Source organism: Pseudomonas sp. TWR1-1-4 (assembly GCF_049897165.1).
Taxonomy (GTDB): Bacteria; Pseudomonadota; Gammaproteobacteria; order Pseudomonadales; family Pseudomonadaceae; genus Aquipseudomonas; species Aquipseudomonas canadensis.
On sequence record NZ_JAFCVS010000002.1, the window covers coordinates 341422 to 364879 of the forward strand.

The 23458-nt window shown below is 59.1% G+C and carries 18 protein-coding genes; 3 read left to right on the forward strand and 15 right to left on the reverse strand.

Annotation, left to right across the window (positions count from 1 at the left end; all coding sequences use genetic code 11):
• Window positions 1-2: 2 nt before the first annotated feature.
• The 6 genes from ACP7C6_RS06305 to ACP7C6_RS06330 form a co-directional block, all read right to left on the reverse strand.
• Window positions 3-1316, reverse strand: a complete 1314-nt coding sequence (locus ACP7C6_RS06305) for an HlyD family type I secretion periplasmic adaptor subunit (protein ID WP_028616103.1) — start codon at window positions 1314-1316, stop codon at window positions 3-5.
• A complete protein-coding gene (locus ACP7C6_RS06310) occupies window positions 1313-3064 on the reverse strand; it encodes a type I secretion system permease/ATPase (RefSeq protein ID WP_122685118.1) in 1752 nt (583 codons plus the stop codon). The genes ACP7C6_RS06305 and ACP7C6_RS06310 overlap by 4 nt, the downstream gene beginning before the upstream one ends.
• A 102-nt stretch (window positions 3065-3166) precedes the next feature.
• Window positions 3167-3535, reverse strand: a complete 369-nt coding sequence (locus tag ACP7C6_RS06315) for an AprI/Inh family metalloprotease inhibitor (RefSeq protein ID WP_426108432.1) — start codon at window positions 3533-3535, stop codon at window positions 3167-3169.
• A 49-nt stretch (window positions 3536-3584) separates the two neighbouring features.
• Window positions 3585-5033 (reverse strand): serralysin family metalloprotease, encoded by a 1449-nt coding sequence (locus ACP7C6_RS06320; RefSeq protein ID WP_068933220.1) that lies wholly within the window; start codon window positions 5031-5033, stop codon window positions 3585-3587.
• A gap of 365 nt (window positions 5034-5398) precedes the next feature.
• Window positions 5399-6502, reverse strand: a complete 1104-nt coding sequence (locus ACP7C6_RS06325) for a P1 family peptidase (RefSeq protein WP_028616099.1) — start codon at window positions 6500-6502, stop codon at window positions 5399-5401.
• 9 nt (window positions 6503-6511) lie between these two features.
• Window positions 6512-7876, reverse strand: coding sequence for an APC family permease (locus ACP7C6_RS06330; RefSeq protein ID WP_028616098.1), 1365 nt, complete (start codon window positions 7874-7876; stop codon window positions 6512-6514).
• A gap of 198 nt (window positions 7877-8074) precedes the next feature.
• Here ACP7C6_RS06330 and ACP7C6_RS06335 point away from each other — a divergent pair, with 198 nt between their 5' ends.
• On the forward strand, window positions 8075-8860 hold the full coding sequence (locus tag ACP7C6_RS06335; RefSeq protein ID WP_068933223.1) for a helix-turn-helix transcriptional regulator: 786 nt from the start codon (window positions 8075-8077) through the stop codon (window positions 8858-8860).
• A 202-nt stretch (window positions 8861-9062) separates the two neighbouring features.
• Here ACP7C6_RS06335 and ACP7C6_RS06340 read toward each other — a convergent pair whose 3' ends face one another.
• From ACP7C6_RS06340 to ACP7C6_RS06355, 4 genes are read right to left on the reverse strand one after another with little or no spacing between them, the layout of a single operon-like run.
• A complete protein-coding gene (locus tag ACP7C6_RS06340) occupies window positions 9063-10142 on the reverse strand; it encodes a polyamine ABC transporter substrate-binding protein (protein ID WP_028616096.1) in 1080 nt (359 codons plus the stop codon).
• 60 nt (window positions 10143-10202) lie between these two features.
• Window positions 10203-10544 (reverse strand): cupin domain-containing protein, encoded by a 342-nt coding sequence (locus ACP7C6_RS06345; protein WP_122685122.1) that lies wholly within the window; start codon window positions 10542-10544, stop codon window positions 10203-10205.
• Between the two features lie 27 nt (window positions 10545-10571).
• Entirely contained in the window at window positions 10572-11978 is a 1407-nt protein-coding gene (locus ACP7C6_RS06350) for an NAD(P)/FAD-dependent oxidoreductase (RefSeq protein ID WP_068933227.1), read from the reverse strand.
• Between the two features lie 49 nt (window positions 11979-12027).
• Window positions 12028-12837 (reverse strand): helix-turn-helix transcriptional regulator, encoded by an 810-nt coding sequence (locus tag ACP7C6_RS06355; RefSeq protein ID WP_122685123.1) that lies wholly within the window; start codon window positions 12835-12837, stop codon window positions 12028-12030.
• A gap of 257 nt (window positions 12838-13094) precedes the next feature.
• On the opposite strand from ACP7C6_RS06355, the gene ACP7C6_RS06360 reads away from it, so the two are divergent.
• The gene (locus ACP7C6_RS06360; RefSeq protein ID WP_014718395.1) at window positions 13095-13367 is read left to right on the forward strand and encodes a DUF1652 domain-containing protein; all 273 of its coding nucleotides are present in this window, start codon (window positions 13095-13097) and stop codon (window positions 13365-13367) included.
• Between the two features lie 135 nt (window positions 13368-13502).
• Here ACP7C6_RS06360 and ACP7C6_RS06365 read toward each other — a convergent pair whose 3' ends face one another.
• Window positions 13503-15950, reverse strand: a complete 2448-nt coding sequence (locus ACP7C6_RS06365) for a UvrD-helicase domain-containing protein (protein ID WP_426108433.1) — start codon at window positions 15948-15950, stop codon at window positions 13503-13505.
• A 218-nt stretch (window positions 15951-16168) separates the two neighbouring features.
• Between ACP7C6_RS06365 and ACP7C6_RS06370 the strand changes: the two genes are divergently transcribed.
• Window positions 16169-16864, forward strand: coding sequence for a pirin family protein (locus ACP7C6_RS06370; protein ID WP_028616091.1), 696 nt, complete (start codon window positions 16169-16171; stop codon window positions 16862-16864).
• Between the two features lie 76 nt (window positions 16865-16940).
• Here ACP7C6_RS06370 and pgm read toward each other — a convergent pair whose 3' ends face one another.
• The 4 genes from pgm to ACP7C6_RS06390 all read right to left on the reverse strand — a co-directional run bounded on the left by pgm (window position 16941) and on the right by ACP7C6_RS06390 (window position 23229).
• Window positions 16941-18584 carry a phosphoglucomutase (alpha-D-glucose-1,6-bisphosphate-dependent) gene (gene pgm / locus ACP7C6_RS06375; RefSeq protein WP_426108434.1) on the reverse strand — a complete coding sequence of 548 codons (1644 nt, stop codon included), beginning with the start codon at window positions 18582-18584 and terminating at the stop codon, window positions 16941-16943.
• Between the two features lie 106 nt (window positions 18585-18690).
• Window positions 18691-20097 carry a PLP-dependent aminotransferase family protein gene (locus ACP7C6_RS06380; protein ID WP_068933235.1) on the reverse strand — a complete coding sequence of 469 codons (1407 nt, stop codon included), beginning with the start codon at window positions 20095-20097 and terminating at the stop codon, window positions 18691-18693.
• Entirely contained in the window at window positions 20094-21503 is a 1410-nt protein-coding gene (locus ACP7C6_RS06385; RefSeq protein ID WP_028616089.1) for a hypothetical protein, read from the reverse strand. The genes ACP7C6_RS06380 and ACP7C6_RS06385 overlap by 4 nt, the downstream gene beginning before the upstream one ends.
• Before the next feature lie 703 nt (window positions 21504-22206).
• Window positions 22207-23229 carry a zinc-dependent alcohol dehydrogenase family protein gene (locus ACP7C6_RS06390; RefSeq protein WP_236319943.1) on the reverse strand — a complete coding sequence of 341 codons (1023 nt, stop codon included), beginning with the start codon at window positions 23227-23229 and terminating at the stop codon, window positions 22207-22209.
• Window positions 23230-23458 lie beyond the last annotated feature (229 nt).

Below are 23458 nucleotides of genomic sequence, written 5' to 3' on the forward strand. Positions count from 1 at the left end.
GTCTATTCCTCGGTCAACGCGGAGCCGGCGCGGTCGAGCAGCGGCTTGAACAGGTAATTGAGCAGCGAGCGCTCGCCGGTGCGCACGAACATCTCGGCGGGCATGCCCGGCTTGATCACCAGCCCGTGGAGTTTTTCCAACGCCGCTTCGCTCACCGTAGTGCGCAGCACGTAGTAGGCCGCGCCGGTTTTTTCATCGAGCATCTGGTCGGCGGAAAGCAGGCTGACCTCCCCCGGCACACGCGGTGTGCGGCTTTGGTTGAAGGCGGTGAACAGAATGTCGACCGGCAGGTGCGTGCCGACCTTGTCGACCAAATGCACCGGCAAACGCCCTTCCACTTCCAGGCGCGTGTCTTGGGGCACGATCTCCAGCAGGGTTTCACCCGCGCGGACCACGGCGCCCTCGGTATGCACGCTGAGATTGACCGCGATGCCATCCGCCGGGGCGTTGATTTCGCTGTGTTGCAGGTCGAACCCGGCCGAGGTGAGTTGTTGTTCCAGAGTCAGGCTGCGCAGTTGTGCGTCGGCCAACTGACTGCGTACTTCCTTCTGGTATTCCTCACTGTGCTGTTGCAGTTTCAGCCGTGACTCGAGGATGCCCTGCTCTACCCGGCCACTTTCGCCGGTGTTTTGCGCCAGATCCTGTTGCACTTGGGACAACTGCCGTTGGTAGTCCATCAGCCGGTTGCGCGGGATGTAGCCGTTGTCGGCCAAGGGTTGCAGATTGCTCAGTTGATCACGCAGGGACTGCGCCTGGGCGGTCAAATCGCTGCGGGCGCGGCGCATGCCGCCCAACTGCGCGGTGGCGCCGTCGATATTGGCGCGGATACCGGCCTGTTCACGGGCAAAGGCTTCGCGACGGCTGCTGAACAGTTGGCGCTGACCTTCCAGCACCAACGCCAGGGCCGGGTCGGGATTGGCGCTGAGTTCGGTGGGAAAGGTGATGCTGGACTGATTGTCACGTTCACTCTGCCAGCGCGCCACACTGGCCCAGGCCATGCGGTACTGGGCTTGCAGGGACTGCACGTCGGCCTGGTGCTGAGTCTGGTCGAGACGAAACAGCGGCTGGCCTTGCTTCACCCACTCGCCCTCCTTCACCAGAATCCGGCTGACCACGCCGGGGCTGAGGGTTTGCACCGCCTTACGCTTGCCCGACACCACCACCGTGCCTTGCACCGGAATACCCTGGTCCAATGGCGCGAGGCTGGCCCACAGGAAAAAGCCGCCAGCCCCGACCACCGTCAGCAACCAGCCCATGCGTGCGAAGAAATTAGCGTCGTGTTCTTTAAAGCGTGGTTCAACAGTGATGTTGCTCATGCGCCTGGATTCCTTCCGGCCTGGTACTGACGACTGAAACTCACGCCCGGTCTCTCCTTGGGCGGCTCTTGCTGTCCGGACAACGCCCGCAGCACTTCCTGGCTCGGCCCGAACGCCTGCAAATGCCCTTCGCTGAGCACCAGCAACTTGTCGGCCTGGGCCAGCGCTGACGAACGATGGGTGACCAGCACCACACTGCTGCCCTGGGCTTTCATCTGCACGATGGCACTGGCCAGCGCAGCTTCGCCGACGGTGTCGAGATTGGAATTGGGCTCATCCAGCACGATCAGGCGCGGCCCGCCGTACAGGGCGCGGGCCAACGCCACCCGTTGTTTCTGGCCGCCGGACAGGCCGCCGCCGTTGTCACCCAGCACCGTGTCGTAGCCCTGGGGCAAGCGCAGGATCAGTTCATGCACGCCAGCCTGCTGCGCCGCCTGCACCACCTGCTCGGGGTCGGCTTCGCGAAAGCGCGCAATATTGTCGGCAATGCTGCCGCTGAACAGCTCGATGTCCTGGGGCAGATAGCCAATGTGCGGGCCGAGGTCGTCGCGTTCCCAGCGATGAATGTCCGCGCCATCCAGGCGCACCGTTCCGGCCAGCGTCGGCCAGACGCCCACCAGCACACGGGCCAGGGTGGATTTACCGGAGCCCGAGGCGCCGAGCACACCGAGCACTTCACCCGCGCCCAGGTTGAAACTGACTTGATGCAAGGTCGCCATCCGCCGCCCAGGCGGGCCTGCACTGACCTGTTCAAAGCTGACCTGGCCTTTGGGCGGCGGCAGCTTCATCTGCTCGACTTCCGGCGGAAATTCGCGCAACAGATCATCCAGCCGCTGGTAGGCCAGCTTGGCCGAACTCCATTGCTTCCACACCGCAATCAACTGGTCGATGGGGCTGAGCACCCGGCCCATCAGAATGGAACCGGCGATCATCATCCCGGCGGTCATGTCCCCCTTGATCACTAACAAGGCCCCCAGGCCCAGCACCAAGGATTGCAGGCACAACCGCAGGGATTTGCTCAGGGAAGTCACCACGGAGCCGGTATCACTGGCCTGGTTTTGCAAGCCGAGAAACTGCGAGTGCACCGCAAACCAGCGCTGGCGCAGCGCACCAAGCATGCCCATGGCCTGGATCGTCTCGGCATTGTGCAAGTGGCTGGTCGCCAGTTGCGTGGACTGCTGGGAATAACCACTGGCCTCGCCCAACGGCTTTTTGGTCAGGTATTCATTCAGGCATGCGAGGGCGATCAACAGCACCGCGCCCGCGGTGGCCAGCACACCGAGCCACACGTTGAACAGGAAGATCACAAACAGATAAATGGGAAACCACGGCGCGTCGAAAAACGCGAACAACGCTGGCCCCGTGATGAATTGGCGGATATGAGTCAAGTCGCCCAACGCCTGCCCAGCATGCCCCTGCCCGCGTTGCAGGTTGCGCTCGAACGCGGCCTTGTACACGCGCAAGTTGAAACGCCGCTCCAACTGGCTGCCGATGCGGATCACGATAAAACTGCGAATGACCTCAAGCGTGCCAATAAACGCAAAGAAGCCCACGACCATCAGGGTCAGCATCACCAGGGTGGTTTCATTCTGGGAGGACAGCACGCGGTCATACACTTGCAGCATGTAAATCGACGGCACCAGCATCAGCAGGTTAATCAATGCTGTGAAACAGCCAACACTGATCAACATGCTTTTGTATTCACCCAGCGCCTTGAATAAGGGCGCGACGGCATGGGACTTCGCCATGGTTTCTGATCTTCCCTGAAACAAATTTCGCGCAATAGTTTCCCCAACCCCAAACAACGGAGCGGTCAACTAATAAATTCAGTTATATAGTTATAACGACAACTAAGGTGTGCGTTGCAATACAACTTCCAGGCCCGTAGGCGTGCGGCCTTTATACTCGTCCGCCTGCTCCCGATTGAGATGGGTTATCCCGCTGCCTTCGGCGTTCATCAGCCAGATACCATCCGGTGTGGGTGTCCAGGTCAGGGGTTTCTCACCGAGCCATTGCGCGACACAATCGAGGTCGCCGTCCAAGGCATTCGCCTGCTCCAGCAGGTCAAGTGCGCACACCTTATCCTTTTGGTGCAACTGCCAATGCCCGGCCAACTGGGCGGTGGTGGGTAATACAAGACTGCTCGCCATGACGTGGGCTCCTGCCGACACGAACATCACCTGCAACACGCGGGTGATCACTGTGAAAAAACGCTGCATCTTCACGCTCCATCGGTAAAGCGCGGCGCCGAAACGCCGCGCCCGTGCATTACGCCACGATGTCGCTGACGGCTGCCTGGCCGACGGTGGTGACGAGGAAGTCCGCCACGCCGTGCCCGGAGAAGTCTACTGCCAAGGTGCCCAGGTTGGTGCCTGCGGCATAGCTCAGTACAGCATCGCCGGCATGCCCGGTGAAGGCATTGACGAAGGTCAGGCCTGCACCCTTGGTAATGCCCGACAGGTCGATCTTGTCCGAACCGGAGGTGAAGTCAAAGATCTTGTCCGCAGCGCCTGGCTTGGAATCGGAACTGGCACCAAACACAAAGGTGTCGTTGCCCGCGCCGCCCCACAGTTGGTCCGCACCGCCGCCACCGTAGATGAGGTCGTTGCCGGCCCCACCCTTGATCACGTTGGCCGCGTTGTTGCCGATGATCAAGTCATTGCCGGCGCCGCCGAAAGCGTTCTCGACGGTCACGCCCTTGGCGATGGACACGTTGCCCACCAGGCCGCCAACGTCAGAGAACGACGTTTCATTGAGGTTGATCTTCTGGTTCTGGGTAAAACCGGAGAAGTCCAAGGTGTCATTGCCACCACCGTCCCACACCGAGAACACCAGCTTGTCGGCGTTCGAGGTGGCGCTGAGGAAATCACGCCCGGTGTTGGAGTTGAAGCCGTAGGTGGTGTCGCCGGCGCGGGTGTTGTAGTTGGCGCCGTAGAGCTTCTGGATCGCTGCGATGTCGTCGATCAGCGGGCCGGACGCGTAAGCTTCGACGCCGCCCTTGCTGAAGTTCTGGTTAGTGTTGCTCTCGCTCCAGTAACTCATGACGCTGTAGCCACGCGTGTCCTGTCCATAGTCCGCGTCTTTGTAGGAAGGGTTGCCGGTCCCGGCGTTGTAGTCGCCAGGGTGGTCCAGGCCCAGTGTATGCCCGATTTCGTGGGTCAGGGTCTGCCGGCCGTAGTTGTTCAGGTCCGGCGTCTTGTTTGGCGTGTAGCTGCTGTTGGTCAGGTACCATGAGGTGCCGTCCAGGCCACTTTGGTGATACTTGTCGTTGGTGCCCGGCAGGTAAGCAAACGCGGCCGCGCCGTCCTGGCCTCCGCTGTAGTTGCCGAAGGTCATGTGGAAGTCACCGCCCGAGGCTTTCTCGGTGAAGGTCACATTGGCCACATCCGCCCAGGATTGCATGGCCAATACGGCCTGTGCTTTCTGCTGGGTGTTGAACTGGCTGAACCCGGTGATGCCATGTTTGTTCATGGTTGCCGAGGACGCCGAGGTGAGAAAGGTGTAAGTCAGATCGATCTTGCCGTTGCCATCCACGTCGCGATAGGCCGCATTTTCACGCAACAGGTGGTCAGCCGCCTGGTCCACGGAAAACGAGGGTTTACCGTTGACCGTGAGGTTGCCGCCACGGTCGTACAGATGGCTGAAGCTATCGATTTGCGAGTAAGCGGTGCTGGCTTGCGCCGCCGACACGATAGCTTTGTCTTTTACTTTTGACATAAACGTACTTCCTTGTTTGCAAGTGCATCAGTCTTTGTTCGATAGGAACCTCGCGGGCGAGATCGTCCTATCACTCGCCTCTTTTGAAGGCGTAAGAAAACTGACACAACTTGAAATCTTTCGTCTACATCTTTTCCCGCACTAAAACCGGGCAAGCAAACAACTGAAACAAGTTCAGCGCCGTGTTTGTTGGCCGGTATTGGCTTTCGCCCTGAAAAAAGCAGCGCGATTATTTAAATATTAAATAGCACTAACGCCGCTCAAATTTAGCGGCGCCGTTAGTTAATGGATCCAATATATTGGCAGGGTGTCATTGGCAACATTAAACAGCCACTACTTGTATTAATAACTTGGCGTGCCCCCTATTACCGGGACACACTCCAGCCCGTCTTGTGCAATACCGCCAATAGCGTTTCACCTTCCAGTCCGGGCACCAGGACACCTTGATCGGTGAGCATGCTCTCCCCAGCCAGGATCGCGTTGATGATCGCCTCTTCCACCGCCTCAGCCGCCGCGCTGAACAGCGGCGAAATATGGTCGTTGTTGACCATCTGCAAGGGGCTGCTGAACGGCAGGCCCTTGCGCCCATAATCCGCTGGCGGCAGATCCTGGTTACCGGTGGCAAAGGCCAGGAACAGGTCACCGCTGGAATCTTCGGTGCCGCCGCCAGTGCGGGCGATACCGATGGACGCGCGCTGCGCCAGGCGCTGGCATTGGTGCGGCAACAGCGGCGCGTCGGTGGCCAGGATTACCACGATCGAGCCCATGCCCGGCGTGCCTTGCTCGGCAAAGGGCGAAGAAATTTCCATCAACTGGCGCCCCACCGGGTAGCCATCCACCCGCAGTTCCTGGCGCTTGCCATGGTTGGCCTGCACCAGCACGCCGACAGTCCAGCCACCCTGTTCCGCCGGCAGGCGCCGCGAGGCCGTGCCGATGCCGCCTTTGAATTCATGGCAGATCATGCCGGTGCCGCCGCCGACTGCGCCTTCCTGCACCGGGCCGGTTTCGGCGTTGTCCACGGCTTCGCGCACATGCTCGGGGCCGACATGCTGGCCCCAGATGTCATTGAGCAGGCCGTCATAGGTTTCCATCACCACCGGCATGCACCAGTACACCGCCGGGTCCGCCAGGCGCTCGCGCTCCAGGGCGATCAGGCTGTCGCGCACAATGCCGATGCTGTGGGTGTTGGTGATGGCCAGCGGCGTGGTCAACAGCCCCGCTTCGCTGATCCACTCAAGGCCGGTGGCGTCGCCATTGCCATTGAGCACGTGATAGCCGGCAAAGCACGGTTGCTGGCGTGCCTCGCCAGCACGCGGTTGGATCACGCTGACGCCAGTACGCACGTGCTTGCCGTCGATAAGTGTCTTGATCGTGCTGTGCCCGACCCGGACACCTGGCACATCGGTGATGGCGTTCCACTCACCGGGCGTGCCCAGCCCCAACGTGATGCCCAATTGACGTGCGCGCATAACCACTCCTTACAATTTCTGGAAGACCGGACTCGACCGGCCACTGATGCAATACAGAATCACCGACAGGGCCAGCAAGCCGATGATGATCATGATGTCGCGGATCGAGGCCGCCGCCACCAGCGTGACCAACAGATAACCCGCGCCCAGTACCGCAACCAACGCCGGCAGCGGCCACAGCGGCATGCGATAGGGATGCTCGCGATCACGCAGCAGCACCCGGCTCATCAACGCACTCAACGCCACCACCAGGTACACCAGCATGATCAGCAACACGCTGAACGAAGTCAGGTCGGCCAGGTTGGAGCTGAAACTCAACAATGCTGAAGGAATCGCCAGGAACAGCGTAGCCAACCAGGGCGAATCCCAGCGTGGGTGAATACGTGTAAAGAGTTTGTTGATGCTTGGCGTCCACAGCGCGTCGCGTCCGCTGCTGAACACCACGCGGCCAATCTGGATCACGATCGCGACAATCGCATTGAACACCGACAGGAAGATCCCGGCACTGACCAGCCGCGAGAGGGTTTCATTGCCATGGCTGGTCAACAGGTAACCGATGGGGTCCGGGCTGCTGATCATCTCACTGAGCGATGGCGCACCGATCAACAGCGCGGTGATCGGCACCAGTTCGATGATCACCACCAAGCCCAAGGACCACAGCACTGCCTTGTGCACGCCTTTGCCGCCGCATTTCATGTCTTCAGCCAGCAACACTGCTGGGCCATAGCCGTTGTAGGAAAACAGGCCGATGCCCACCGCGCCGATCACCAGGGCCCAGGGCGCCAGGTGCAGCACGCCGTTTTCGACGATTTGCGGCTGGAACAGCACGCTGGCCGGCTGTACCGGGTTGCCGAAACCAATGACGACGATCACCAGCAACGCCGCGACTTCCAGTAACAGGCAGGTGCCGGTGATCCAGGCATTCAGCTTGATATTGAGAATGCCCAAGGCGTAACTGCACACCACAATCACCAACGCGACGGTCTGGGAATCGAACTTCGTGCCAAGGGCGTTATTCAGATAGGTTGCCGCGCCCGTGGCGAGAACTGGCGGGATAAACAGCAACATCACCAGCACGGTCAGGAACGTCGCATAGCCCGCCATGCCACCAAATACGCGCTTGGCGTACACATACTCGCCCCCTGCGCTGTTGTGGGCGCGGCCCAGTTCGGCGTAGCAAAAGGCAAACATCAACGCGAGCAAACCCGCCATCACAAACGCCAGGAACACGCCGCTACCGGCCTGTTGGATGGCAAAGGGCGCGATCACAAATACGGAACTGGCCGGCGTCACCGCCGACACGGTAATGGCGACCACATCGAAGACACTCAAGGTGGGTTTCAGCACGCCGTCGGGCGTGGGGGAAGTGCTCATATCGTTATCCTCTGTCGTTGTTCTTGGTGTGAGGCAGAAACGAAACGTCTGATAATTGCGGGATATGTTTCCCGCTGAATGATGAGGACAATAAATACGACGCTCATGTCGGCCAATTCCCCTATTGGCGTACTCCCCTTGACGCCACCCGGCAAAAGCCGAACCCTTGGCCGATCTTTTGCGGTGGGAGCCTGTCATATGAGCCTGTTTCGAGAAGTCGGCATGCACGCCGGCTTGGGCCGCACCGTCGCGCACATCGGCACCGAGCGCTTCTGGAAACAGCTTGTGTTGTTGCTGCATCAGTGCCTGCCCTTTGATAACGCCCTGGCGATCTACTACCCGGTGGATGGCCCGCCCCAGGCCCTCGAAGAATACGACGCCCAACCCAGCAGCAAACCAGCGTCGATGCTGGTGTACCTCAATGGCTTGTATTTGCTCGACCCGTTTTTCCAGGCCTGTCGCGAGGGCTATGCCAGCGGCGTGTACCGCCTGGAGGAAGTGGCGCCGGATCATTTTCGCCAGAGTGAATACTTCCTCAATTACTTCCATGACAACGTGCTGGAAGACGAGGTGCAGTTCATCTTGCAATTGCCGGGCGCGGGGACGTTATCGCTGTCGCTGGGCATGCAACGACGCTTCAGTTTTGAAGAAACCGGGCTGATGACCACTGTGGCCGCCTGGGTATTACCGCTGATGCAACAGCACTGGCAGCAAAGCACCCAGCGTGCGCCGGCGATGGACAGTCAGATCAGGGATGCGTTGAGTCAGTTCGGTTGCGGCGTGCTCTCGGACCGCGAGCTGGAGATCGCCCGCCTGGTGTTGCGCGGGTTTTCATCCAAGGCCATGGCCGAGCGGCTGAACATCTCGCCGGATACAGTGAAGGTGCATCGTCGGCATTTGTACGCGAAGCTGGATATCTCGTCACAGCCGGAGCTGTTTTCGTTGTTTATCCAGTCGTTGGGTCATGATCTGGAAAACCCTTGAGCCGTGTTTGGGCTGCTGTTGCGAGCGGGCTTGTTGTGGTGAGCGGGCTTGTCCCGCGCTGGGGGGGGCGAAGCCGCCCCAAACGGTACACCTCAGTCTTACTGAAACACAGCGGTGCCTGAACTTAGGGCCGCTTCGCGCCCCAGCGCGGGACAAGCCCGCTCACCACACAAGCCCGCTCACCACAATTTATAACAGGTGTTCAGCGCCCGGTGCGGATGGTATTCCACACGCGCGTACGCACCCGGTCGATATTCAACGGCATCGCTTCCAACGCGAACAATTTGCCCATCATTTCCGGGCTCGGATACACCTTGGTGTCAGACTTGATGGCTGGGTCTACCAGGCTGTCGGCGGCTTGGTTACCGTTGGCGTAATGCACATAGTTCGTGATGCTGGCCATCACTTCCGGGCGCAGCAGGTAATTCATGAAGGCATACCCGGCTTTTTCATTCGGTGCGTCGGCAGGCATGGCGACCATGTCGAACCAGATCGCGGCGCCTTCCTTGGGAATGTTGTAACCGATGTTCACGCCGTTTTTGGCTTCCTTGGCACGGCTTTCGGCCTGCAGGATGTCGCCGGAGAAGCCCACCGCCACGCAGATATCGCCGTTGGCCAGGTCTGCGGTGTATTTCGAGGAGTGAAAGTACGCGACATAAGGACGCACTTTCATCAGCAAGTCTTCAGCCTTCTTGTAGTCCTCAGGTTTCTTGCTGTGGTGCGGCAAGCCCAGGTAGTTCAGCGCAGCCGGCAGCAGTTCCGGGCCGTTGTCCAGAATGGCCACGCCGCATTTCTGCAGCTTGGCCATGTTCTCCGGCTTGAAGATCAGGTCCCAGGAGTCGACCGGTGCGTTGTCGCCCAGTACCGCCTTGACCTTATCGATGTTGTAGCCGATGCCGGTGCTGCCCCACAGGTACGGGAAACCGTGGGCATTGCCCGGATCGTTGTTTTCCAGGGCCTTGAGCAGCACCGGGTTGAGGTTCTTCCAGTTGGGCAACTGACTCTTGTCGAGCTTCTTCAGCGCGCCGCCCTGGATTTGCCGGGCCATGAAGTGGTTGGACGGAAACACCACGTCGTAGCCGGATTTACCGGTCATCAACTTGCCGTCGAGGGTTTCATTGCTGTCATACACGTCGTAGGTGAAACCAATGCCGGTTTCTTTCTGGAAGTTCTTGGTGGTGTCCGGCGCAATGTAGTCCGACCAGTTGTAGATTTTCACCGTCTCGGCGGCCTGGCTGATAGAGGCGACCAACATCAAGGGCAACAGGGCAATGGCTTTCATGGTTCGATTTCCTGGCGGTTTTAGGGCTGTTTTTATGGCAGGCGATCAAGAATCAAAGCGTTACAGGATCAATACGTAGGTCTTGCGCACGGTTTCCTGGATGTCCCAGATGCCGGTGCTGTTGGCCGGCAACATCAGTGCATCACCGGCTTGTATGTGGACGATTTCACCGTTGTCTGGGGTGAAGGTGCAGCGGCCCTGTATGAAGTGGCAAAACTCCTGGGATTTGATCTGCCGACGCCAGACGCCTGGGGTGCACTCCCAGATGCCGGTTTCGACGCCATCGTTGCGTTCGACGCTCAGGGTCGAGGCCACGGCGATGGGTTCACCCAGCGGCACGGTGACGGGCGACGAGTCCGGCAGGTGGGCGTTCAGCGTGTCTTTGAATTGCGTGATGCTCATGGGATTTTCCCGTGTGAGTGAAACGACTTAGTGCATGAAACCTTCCATGAACCCGGCCACGCCGGTCGCCAACTTGCGGCGCCAAGGGGCGGTGTTGGGATTGGCCAACACCTGGTCTTCATGGACGAAACTGCGAATGATCGCGTTGTAGCCCAGCCAGCGGCAGGGTTCGGGCTCCCAGGGCTTGAGCGCGTCCAGGCCGCGTTCGCGGATCACCCAGGGTTGATGGGTCAACGGCGTGTCGCGGCCCAGGATCAGGTCGGCCAGGGTGCGGCCGCCGAGGTTGGTGGCGCCAACGCCCTCCCCGCCATAACCACCGGACAGTGCGATGCCGGTCTTGTGGTCACACAGCATGTGCGGTCGGAAACTGCGCGACATGCCCAGGTTGCCGCCCCATGAATGGGTAATCTTCACGTGCTTGAGCTGTGGGAAAAGCTCACCGAACAGGTAGCGACGCAGCTCCACTTCGCTGTCGGTCAGATCGAAGTTGTGGCGCAGTTTCCCGGCGAACTGGTAACCGCCACGGGCACCGAACACCAGTCGGTTGTCCGCAGAACGCTGGCCGTACGTGACCTGCCGACTGCTTTCGCCGAAGGCTTGGCCGTGGCTCAGGCCGATTTCATCCCAGGCACTGGCCGGCAACGGCTCGGTGGCGACGATCAGGCTTTGCACCGGCAGTTGATAACGGCCCAAAGGCGGCAAGGTGTTGGCATAGCCCTCCACTGCCGGCACCACCCAGGCTGCACGGACACCGGCCTTCGCCGTGCGCAGGCCGCCGGATTGCCACTGAGTCACTGGGCTGTTTTCGTAGATCGCCACGCCCATGCTTTCCACCACCCGCGCCAGGCCACGCACCAGCTTGGCCGGGTTGATGGTCGCCACGTGGGGCGCGTAGATACCGCCATAAGGCTTGGCGATGCGAATCTGTTCGGCCAGTTGCTGTGGGCTGAGCCAGCGATAGTCGGCTTCGGTCAGGCCCTGGGCGTAGAGTTTGTCCAGGTAGCGACGCAGGCTGCCCTCCTGCTCGGGGTAACGCGCGGCGCAGTACAGCGCGCCGCCCTTGCGGTAGTCGCAGTCGATGCCCTCACGCGCGAGTACCTGGGCCACCTCATCCGGGATGGCGTGCAGCAGGTCAAACGAGGCGCGCCGTTGTTCGGGGTTAAGGCCGGCCAACAGGCGGTCCTCGCCCAGCAGGTTGCCCATCAGCCAGCCACCATTGCGGCCGGAAGCGCCGAAGCCGGCGGTTTGCGCTTCGATGATCGCGATGTTCAGTTCGGGCGCCTGGCGTTTCAGGTAATACGCGGTCCACAGCCCGGTATAACCGGCGCCGATGATGGCCACGTTGACGTCCAGGTCCTGTTCCAGCGACGGCCGCGCATGCAGCGGGTCATCCAACTGGTCCATCCATAAGCTGATGTTGCGCCATGCCGGCATGCCGGGCTCCCCTACCTCGTTTCGATAGGGTGGATCCTAGAGCGCGGCGTTATGGGCTGTCTTGCGCGCGTGCACGCAGGGAAATTTGTTTGACGTAGGCCTTGGGTGACTGCCCTGTGTGCTGGCGAAACGCACTGTAGAACGCCGAGAGCGAGTTGAAACCGGCGGCAAACGCCAGGTCGTCGACCTTTATCGGCGGCAAGGCGTTGTCCAGTGCGGCCAGCAAGTGGTGGAGCCTGGCCTGGTTGACGTAGCGATAGAAGCTTTGCCCCAGCACCTGGTTCAGCAAATAGGAAATCTGATTGCGACTGTAGCCACACTCCTTGGCCACCCGCTGCAAGTCCAGCTCCGGGTCCAGGTACGGTTGCTTGCGTTCGAAATACTGCTGCAGGTCATTGGCCATATGCCCCAATTGCTGGGGTGACAAGCCTAAACGGCTGACCGAAGGCCGCGCAGCCTGGACGGGTTGCTCATGCACCAGGGAGGCGTATTCATTGACCCGCCAGATCAGCCCGTCGCGCACCGTGATGGCTTCGGTGGTGCGAAATGACACCAAGCCATGGCCACCACGCAAGGTGATGCAGTACTGGATGAAGGCCGTATCGCCATCAGCGCGGATGCGGTCGGTATGCTCAATGGCTTCATCGGCCTCGCGCGGCATGCTGGCTCGCAGGTAATCACGCAACTGCGCGTGACCGACGACTCGGTTCTGGAAAAAGTCGTGGTACTGGATGTCCGGATGGTAGTAGGACATCACGCCCTCCAGATCCCGATGGCGCCAACACAGGTGGTGGCGCAGCACCAAATCGCGGGTGGCGTGGGATTGCTGGGGCTCATCGTCTGGAGCGATGTCGGGCATAGAGGGGCTCTGCGGCGGGTAGACCTTGGAGATTGCCGAATTTTGCCGGGAGCTTCAATGGCCAATTGGCACTTCTGACTAGTGGCCTATTGCCCAGCCTCCAGTGGGACATGACCTACATCAAACTTATGAAAGACAACCGCCGAACGGGGCTCAAAAAGTCACCTTGCCGTTGCGAACGGATGCTATTTTTAAGTTCTGCGACGCCATGACCAGTGAAGGTCTTGGCCCCTGCCGCGAGCTAAAGGAAGCGCTCAATGAACAAGGTGGGCAACATGAACAAAGTGACGTTCCCCAACGCCTGCCAGCTGATGCGTTGGCATTTTCACCCAATGGGTTTCGAGGGCAGCATGGATGCGCCTGGCAGTATGATCGCGCGATTGTTCGACCGCGCCAGTGGCGAGACGCTGATCGCCATCGCCGGCATTCCCTGCGCTACCGTGATGAATGCCGCCGATGTGGAGCGCATCATCGAGGCCGTGGAGGATGAGCTGGAGTCGTTTGTGCCGCCGGTGTCACTAAGGGCATGACCCAAACCCATCAAGCAATGAGTTTCCAATGTGGGCGCGGGCTTGCCCGCGAAAGCGGAGTGTCAGTCACTGGATGCGTTGCTGATACACCGCATTCGCGGGCAAGCCCGCTCCTACATTAGGTCCGGCGCGCCTTCAGATGCGCTGATCATCAAAGAAGGCTTTTTTGCCATCCACCCGCTCCGACGCCTTGGGCACATTCAGGGCCTGACCTTCGGATTTTTCCACGTACCAATAGCAATGGCTCACGGCGCGGGTAATCCCCACATAAGCCAGGCGCAACACTTCGTCCTTTTGCGCATTGTCATAGGGCTCGCTGTCGCCAGCCTTGCCCAGGCCCGCCATCCGGTACACCTGGTTTTTATACGGCGAGCTAGTGACATGCTGACAATCCCCAAGCAGAAACACCGCGTCAGCCTGCAGGCCCTTGGCGCTGTGATAGGTCAATTGTTTCAGCCTGCGCGCCTGGGGCGGCAAGCTAGAATCCACATTAACTACCGATTGAATATGCTCTTGAATCAGTAACTTATCGCTACTTTTTCGATAAAGCATCAAGATCGAATCACCCTTCTGATAATGCTCCGACAACCGTCGCCCCAATGCCGCATCGTCCCGCTCCAGCACCGCGACTGGTACCAACGCCTTGGGCGCGCCACTCGCCTTGGCTTTCTTGCCAGCAATCGCCGGCGCCGCGCGCACGATATGCTCGGCCGCATCAATGATGTGCTGATGACTGCGGTAGTTCTCGGCCAGCATCACGCGGGTGGTCGATGGCGATGGGAACTCCCTGTCGAATTCCATGAAGTACTTGGGTGAACTGCCGCGCCAGCCATAGATCGACTGCCAGTCATCTCCCACACACAACAACGATGAACGTTGGGCGCCGCGCCCCACATGCATGGCCGGACCACGGCTGCGGATCTCGCGCAGGCTGGCACGGATCCATGAGACGATCTGCGGCGAAACGTCCTGGAACTCGTCAATCATCACGTGCGACAAGGGGCGCAGCAGCGGATCGCTGAGCAGCTTGAGGTTTTCCGGGGTGTTCTCTCCGAACAGCGAGAACATCCGGTTATAGGTCATGATCGGGGGGGATTGGTCCAGCAAGTGATCTTCCAGGGCTTTCCAGAAGATGCTCAGGGCTTCGAAGAAGAAGCGGTCCGGATCATCCTTGGCAAAGCTCATCTGCCCGACCGCGGTGGGTACGTCCAGACCAAGGTTCTCGATAAATCCGGCGGCCATCACGAAACTGTCCAGCAGCGGCGCTGATGCCAACTCGCCTTTGACCTTGTAATCAAAGCCGGGGCCGGCCATAGCATCACCGGCCAAACTGCTCAGCAGGCGCTTCGACGACTCGTAACTATCTAGCCATATCAATGGCTTACGACAGAAAGCTTGAAACAAGGTGCGCTTTACCGCCCATTCTGCGCGCACCGACAGCTTTGAGTGAGGTCGGCTGGTCTGCGCGTTTTCCCGCGAGTCGAAGCCCAGCACCACCCAGGCATCCAGCTCAGGAATGTAGCCATGACAATGAAATTGCGCGCCGTTGATTTCAACGGTCTGGCGGTTAGGTTCGATCCCCTTGATCGGCCAGGCGCCTGCACGAAACCATAGGTCCTCGATCACATCGCAGAGTTCTTCATCGCGTTTGGCCGCCAGTTCGGTCACTGCCACCCGTTTTTGCACATCGGGATGGTCACGCTCCAGCTCCTTGAGCTGCAGCCCGTGCCGCGCCAGCGGCGCAATCAGCTCACGGAATCGCGGGTGCTGCCCCTGTAGCCGGTGAAAGCAGGCATTCATCTGCTGGCGCTGGGCATCGTTGATACGCAGGTCAAAAGGATTGCTGTCGGCGTCTTCAACACCGGCATTCAGGTTTTCGAAGGCTTGCAAGCGCTCGAAGCCCGGCAGGCTGCGCACCATGGGCAGGATGCGCGAGTGAAAGGTACGCACCACGGCTTGCGCTTCTTTCATACCAAGGGGTTGGCCCCAGAGGTTGAGAATTTCCATGAGCTTGTTGATGAAGTCCTTGCGCGATTCACGGGTGAAGGTCACCACCGTCATCGAGCTCAGCTCAAAGCCCAGGTAATGGGTGAGCAGCAAAATGCGCAGTACCAGCGACGTGGATTTGCCGGCCCCGGCCCCCGCGATCACTGAGGTCGAGGGCGTCTCGCTGAAAATCATCTTCCATTGCGCCGCGCTCGGCTGGGCATGAGCCGGCAGCAATCGCGCGACATCGACCTTAATGCGTTTCTTCAGCTCGGTGGTGAGCGGCAGGCGCCAATCATCGAACAGGTTGTCATCCACGCCCGGCGCACGGTGCTCATCCGGACGGAAATCGCGAATCAACAGCACCTGGCGACCTTCTTCGATGCCGTCGGCTTTGCCTTCGCGATAGCCGTACTCCACGCCCGCCTCATGCCCACTGCGAAAACCGTCGGCCTGTCCGTGCAACCACGAAAACCGATGCTGGGCGCGCAAACGGGTCAAGCCATGGCCAAACAGGCGCGCAGCCAAGCGTTTGAATAACGGCATTTCAGCCAAAGGGCGCAGTTCGGGAGGAAGATCAGGCTTTTGTTGCGGCACGCGGACTCCTGCGATGAATTGGGTTCAAACAAGTGCGCCATGGTCGCCGGAATCGTCGCTCAGTTCCAGCCAATTGCTTTGCGGTCATGCAGTTAGACGGTGAACTGAAAGTCAAAACGCCACTAATCAATCTAATCGACTGATAGGAATCAGGCAGTTTTTACGCTTTTTATCGATCATGAGCTGCAGGATCATAGGGCAATCCACAGGAGACGATCATGCTTGAACTTCGACCTTTCAACTCCCTGGGCGGCGCCCACCACGGCTGGCTTGACGCTCATCACCACTTTTCGTTTGCCGAGTACCACGACCCCAAGCGCATGCACTGGGGCAACCTGCGCGTATGGAATGACGACATCATCGCGCCGGGTACTGGTTTCCCGCAGCACCCGCATCGCGATATGGAGATCATCACTTATGTGCGTGAAGGCGCGATCAGCCATGCCGACAACCTTGGCAACAAGGGCCGCACCGAGGCGGGTGATGTGCAAGTGATGAGCGCAGGCACCGGGATCGCCCACAGCGAGTACAACCTGGAAGACATGCCGACTAAGATTTTCCAGATCTGGATCATTCCGAACGAGGCTGGTTTACCGCCTTCCTGGGGCGCCAAGCCGTTCCCCAAGGGTCATCGCGAAGGTTTTGTAACGCTGGCGAGTGGCAAGGCTGGGGACACCGAGAGCCTGCGCATTCGTGCTGATGCACGGCTGGTCGCGGCGAACCTGAAGGCTGGGGAAAGTGCCGAGTACCGGCTGGACAGCGGGCGTCGGGCTTATCTGGTGCCGGCGACTGGCGCCATTGAAGTCAACGGCTTGCGTGCACAAGCTCGAGATGGTGTAGCGATTGAAGATGAGCAGGTGTTGCGGGTGACGGCGGTTGAAGACAGCGAGATTGTCTTGGTTGACCTCGCTTGACTTTGCAGGAGCCCGGCTTGCCGGCGATAGCGCTCAAACGAAGGCCATCGCCGGCAAGCCGGGCTCCTACTATCGGTTATTGGCTGATAGCACCGTCTACCAGCACCTGCGCCTCTTCCACCAATTGCTTGAGGTGATCCTCACCGATAAAGCTCTCGGCGTAGATCTTGTAGATATCCTCGGTGCCCGATGGCCGTGCGGCGAACCAACCGTTTTCGGTCATCACCTTCAACCCACCGATCGCCTGGTTGTTGCCCGGCGCGTGACTGAGAATCTGCTGGATGCTTTCCCCGGCCAATTCGGTAGAGGTCACCTGGTCCGGCGACAACTTGCCAAGCAAGGCTTTCTGCGCCGGAGTGGCCTTGGCGTCCACACGAATCGCGAACGGCTCGCCCAGGGCATCCGTCAGGCCGCGGTAGATCTGGCTTGGGTCCTGGCCTGTGCGCGAAGTCATTTCTGCAGCCAGCAACGCCGGGATCAGGCCATCCTTGTCAGTACTCCATACAGTGCCGTCCTTGCGCAGGAACGAAGCACCGGCGCTTTCTTCGCCACCAAAGCCCAACAAACCTTCGAACAAGCCATCAGCAAACCACTTGAAGCCTACGGGCACTTCATACAGACGACGGCCCATGCGTGCGGCGACGCGATCGATCAAGCCGCTGCTGACCACGGTCTTGCCCACGGCGGCGTCTGCGCGCCAGTCAGGACGGTTCTGGAACAGGTAGTCGATGGACACCGCCAGGTAGTTGTTGGGCGCAAGCAAGCCACCGGACGGGGTGACGATGCCGTGGCGGTCGTGATCCGGGTCACAGGCGAAGGCCACGTCGAAACGTTCCTTAAGACCGATCAAGCCTTGCATGGCGTAGCTGGAGGAAGGGTCCATGCGGATCTGGCCATCCCAGTCGACGCTCATGAAACGGAAGGTGGAGTCGACTTCAGTATTCACCACGTCCAGGTTCAGGCGGTAATGCTCGGCAATCGCCGACCAGTAGCGTACTCCTGCTCCGCCCAGCGGATCCACGCCCAGGCGCAGGTCGGCGCTGCGGATAGCGTCCATGTCGATCACATTGACCAGGTCAGCCACATAGCTGTTGAGGTAGTCATGGCGGTGGGTGGTGTCGGCCTTGAGCGCCTGGGCGTGGGTGATGCGTTTGACTCCGGCCAGTTTGTTGGCCAGCAGTTCGTTGGCCTTGGCTTCGATCCACTTGGTGACGTGAGTATCAGCCGGTCCGCCATTAGGAGGGTTGTATTTATAGCCGCCACTCTGCGGCGGGTTGTGCGACGGGGTGATAACAATGCCGTCGGCCAGGCCGGTGGTGCGGCCACGGTTGTAGCAGATGATGGCGTGGGAAACAGCAGGCGTTGGCGTGTATTCGTCGCCTTCGGCCAACATCACATGCACGCCATTGGCCGCCAGGACTTCCAAGGCGCTGGCACCGGCAGGTGTCGACAGCGCGTGGGTGTCCAGACCGACGAACAACGGACCGTTGATGCCCTGCGCTTCGCGGTACAGGCAGATGGCCTGGCTGATGGCGAGCACGTGCCATTCGTTGAAACTCAATTCAAACGAGCTGCCACGGTGCCCGGAAGTACCGAACGCTACGCGCTGAGTGGAGATTGCTGCATCAGGCTGGCCCGTGTAGTAGGCCGTGACCAGTCGCGGGATATCCACCAGCAGTTGAGCTGGCGCCGGCTTGCCCGCAAAAGGACTGATTGTCATGCATAAACCTCGGAAAGAAGAATTCAGGATAAAACGGCAGTTTACTGGGAGTTGGACTGCTGCGCGATGTAATCGATCCTACAATAGCCAGAGAAACTTCACGCATTTATCCCAACTGGGCCTGACGCAACGCTTCGCTTAGCGCCGTCAGGACAATATCCAGGTCCGGTTGCGACTGAAAGGTATGGCTCAGGCGCAAATGCTGCTGATGCAGGCCGTTGACGCTGAACAGTTCGCCGGGGGCAATCACCACTTGCTGGGAAAGTAGCCGCTGGAACACCTGGCGCATATCTACTGTCCTCGTGGAGGCCAGCCAGAACGCCGCGCCGGCAGCGGGCGCACGGTAGGTCAATTGGTCTCCCAGATGCCGATCCAGACGCTCGCACATTTCGTCCGCCTGCTCGCGCAATTGAAGGCGTAGTCCACGCAGGTGCTGGTCGATTCGCCCACTGTGATAAAGGCGCGCAATGGCGCGCTGGCGGATCGGCGACAAACGAAAGCAGCGCAACAGGAAATGACGCTGCAATTCGCTGTTCATACGCCGAGACAGCAGATAGCCATAGGGCGCCTCCGAACCCAACACTTTCTCGAACGAGGAAAACACTATCAGCCGTTCAGGGTTCACCAGCTCGCGCAATGCGGTCTGTGGCTCGTCGAAACCCAACTCGCCAAAGGTGTCGTTTTCCAGCAGCCAGCAGCCGTGCTGCTCCAGCATTCGCGCAATGGCCAGGCGATCTTGGGGCGGCATTGAAACGCCAGCCGGCACGCTGACCCTTGATGACAGCACCACCAGATGCACCGACTTGGCACATAACAACTGATCAAGATTTACCAGATCCAGGCGTCCTTCTGGCGTCCAGGGCAGCTCGACAATATGCACGCCAGCATCCTGAAGCAGGCGCAGTACCAGCCAATCGCAAGGCGATTCAACAATCACCGACGTCCCCCTCAAGCCCAAGACTTCAATGAGGATGTCCAGTACACCGCGCAAGTCGGCACCGATGTAAACATCGTCGGCTTGCCAGCAGCGGGTCGGCGACGACGTATAACGCGCCGCCAACGCTGCGCGCAGCTCCCAGACACCGCAAGGCTGAGACCAGGGTTGCGGATGGCGCGGATACTGGCGGACCAGCTCACGCTCCAGGCGCAACAGGGTGCCATCCAGCGAAGCCAGCAGCGCGGGCTCATCTCCGCTGAGCACCACCATGCCGGGGCGCCGCGCCGCTGCGTAGAGTCGGTCAAGCAGGTCACCGCTGGCGCCTGCCAGCGGATTTGTGGAGAGTGGCCAGGCGTAATAACCGGATTTGGCTACCGAATAGACCCTGCCCTCTTTTTCAAGCAACGCGTAGGCGTACTGAACCGTCGAGATCGACACGTTCAAGCGTCCTGCCAATTGCCGCAGGGAGGGCAGTTTTACCCGTGCGTCGGTACTGACTTCGTTGATCAGGTTGATCATGTAGCGATAGACCGCCTGATACGCGAAATCCGCTTGTCGTTCGCCGCGCAGCGTCATCGCCCGGACGATAGACAGGCTTGCGCGCTGCCATGGGCCATGGCGCCAGCACTGCGCAGTTTGCCACTCGAGTAGCCTGACGGACGTTTGCGATAGAGTTGCTGCAACAAAGGCATGGGTAAACCGCTGGTATCGGTAAGCCATTGTTGCAGCATGTCGGCAGACGGCTTGCCCTGCAGCACTTTGTGCATTTCCGGCAAGGCCACCAGCATGCCTGGGTGACATTGTCGCAAATAGCCTTCCAGCCGTTCACCATGATGGATAAACGGGGAAAACAGCAGGCACACCAACTGAGTCTCGTCCAAGCCGAAGTACTGCTGGGCGTAGGTGCTCGACAGGATGCGCCGTTCACTGACGTTCATCTGCGTGAGCAATGCCTCGGGCATGTATTGTGCAGCTTGCTGGATAAAACCCTGCACCCCTTCCTCATATTCCAGGTCACGCAGGCATTGGGCCTGCAGCCCACGCAGGTGTGCCATCAACTGCGGGTTCGAATAGGTGGGATGGCTGAAGTGAAAACCCTGCGGGTCAGGCGTGAAGGCCATGAACACGTTGAGCATGGACGAGGATGGCAGGTCTACATCGTCCAGCAAATCGGCGATACCGATGTAGGCCAAGTGACGATGGCTTGTCTTGCTGGGGTTTTCACTCGGCACATAATGGTCTGCGTATAGATCACGGTAATAATCGGTACTCATTTCGTCCATGCGTGCGAACAGCCCGGTGAGCGACGACGGCCAAATCTCCGGTATCGCAATACCCGCACCGAGCACTGTGTTCTTGAGCCAGGCGAGAAGCTGAGCCTGCTTGCGTGGCGAGTCACCGCTGACCAACGCATGCACTCCGCCATTCCAGGAGGTGACGCGCTGGTAGAAATCCCCAAGCGCCAGGTAGGTATCACTGCACAACGTGGCGCGGCAGTCGCCAGAACTCAGGTGGCCGACCATCAACATATTGCGCTGGCTGATTTCTCGTCCCAAGTTAGATGCGGGCCGCAGATGATTGAAGGGCAAAACTTCCTGGTTTTCCACCATCAGCAGCTCAACCCTTGGATCATCGTGGAGAAACAGCCGACTGTAGGCCTGATTAATATCCTCAAGCATGCCCTCGGTCATTCCTGAATGCCGCAATGTCGCAACCCGCAACTGAAAAGTTCGCGGGGCTCGGCCAGCGATGGTCAATTGCGCGGCCCGCAGCAAGGCCAATGTGTAGCTACTCACTTTGCCGCCGCCGTGGGCCACCAGCACTTTGTAACCCCCTACTTGCTCCATGCCGCCTGCCGCCACCACGATTCGCTGGACCAACAACTGGAGTGCCGTGCGTTCTTCACGAGCAAAGTGCCCGATCAAGCGTTGTAGCACTTGCTGATAAACATAAGTCATAGCCTGTTCGTGAATAGTGCTCATCATTCTATTACCTGAGTTTGGATATTAGTTTCAAGCAACTGCTTGCAGTATTTGCTCGACCTATAAGGCGTGTAAAAAATTCGCGCGCAGCTTTGCGCGCCAATGACCAAACACTAGCACCACACAACAATATGACATCAGTCCCGTCGTATTAGAGTTGCGCCCTGCAAGCGCCAAAAGCGCCGTGTGTACTGGCCTCTGACAAGCAGGGTTGCGATCCTAGGATATTTCCGACAAATTCTTACACCCATATTGGCAACCACCTAGGGAAGCGTCTTACAAATAACCGCAACCAACTTTCCAACTTATTTTGTTGAGGATTTACATAGGCACCTGTATCCGCCTGGCATCCTGCGCTTTGCGCGAGATCAGTTTCAACTCGCAATAGCGGCACTGGATATTCAATCATTGCTCAATCCTTGAGATGAAAGTGAAGGCGCAATTATCAGTGCTGGAATAATGATTAATAGATACAGAACGCTGCTGAAAACCAGTGCAGATGAATAACAACAGACCTGTAAAACACGCGCATACAAAAACGCCGCACTGGAATTCAGGGCGGCGTCGGTGAAAAGATCAGGTTTTAGGGGTTAACGTGCCAGTCTGGCTGCTGTCGGGCACCACCGTTTCACTCCCGTCAAATGGCGCTTTTGCCACCTATGACAGGTGTAAGAAACACCCTTTTTGAGAATATTCCTACACCCTAAACAGCTTCAACCTGCAACGCAACGCGTTCGCGGCAAGGGCATTCATCCATGTAACGGTGTGCTTCCACGAACTGATTGAACGGAAACACCGTGGTTTTCAGCGGTACCAGCACACGGTCGGCGGTCAGTTGGTTGATATCCCGGAGCGCTCGCTGCAAGGCGACCTGGTCTTGGATAATGCCCAGCTCAGGCTTGCCGGTGAAATTGCCAATACAGTGCACAAAGAACTGAATGTTCTTCTGGAACGCTGCACAGGCTGGAAATGGCGTCTGGTTGCCGCCCTGCAAGCCGTAAAGCACCAGGCTGCCACGCGGTGCGAGGACATCACCGAGCAGCGACATCTGCGGGCCGCCCAAACCGTCGAACACGACATCAACTCCACGGTTGTCGGTGATCTTGTTGATTTGCATCAACAGGTCCTGCTCTTCGGTGACGATGACCTTTTCCGCACCCAGGGATAGCAGGTATTCACGCTCATCGCTGTCTTTGGTGGCGGCAATCACTCGTACACCCAGGGCTTTGCCCAGTTGTACAAAGGAAGGGCCGGCGCAGTGGCTGGCATCAGTCACCAGCGCAAATTGCCCAGGCTTGACCCGTGCCAGATCCACGTAGGCAAAGTAGGCAATCAGCAACGGCGTGTAGTGCACGCTGGCCTCGATAGGACTCAAGACATCCGGATAACGGGTCAGGGCCGAACGGGGCAGGACGATCTGTTCGCCATACACCGGGTAATCATTGGGACTCTCGGCCGGAAAACTGGCCACCTTGTCGCCCACTGCCAAATCATCCACGCCATCGCCGACAGCGACCACGACTCCGGCCATCTCATGGCCGAGGCCGGACGGCAAACGTGCATGGGAAGACGCCAGGTTCTGGCGCCACAGAATGTCGTACCAGCTGATGCCAATCGCTTCGACACGCACCTGCACTTCGCCCGGTGCGGGCTGCGCGGCTGCATGCTCTTCGCATTTGAGCACCTCGGCCGGACCAAACTTGTGAAAACGGATCGTGCGGGACATCGCAAACCTCGTCAAAGTAACCTCTAATGCCATGAACTCTATCTGGGCTTTCCGGGTAAGACCACCGGTCGCCATTAATAGTCGACATGCCTGTCATTGATTCCGCATGTGAGGAATAGACCTCAGCTATCGTAGGAAAACTCAATTATCCTGTGCAGAGTACCAGCCTTTCCCCGTAAGATTCATGCCGGCCATTGTTTACATATGGCCGCTCTCGTCAAGTTTGCTG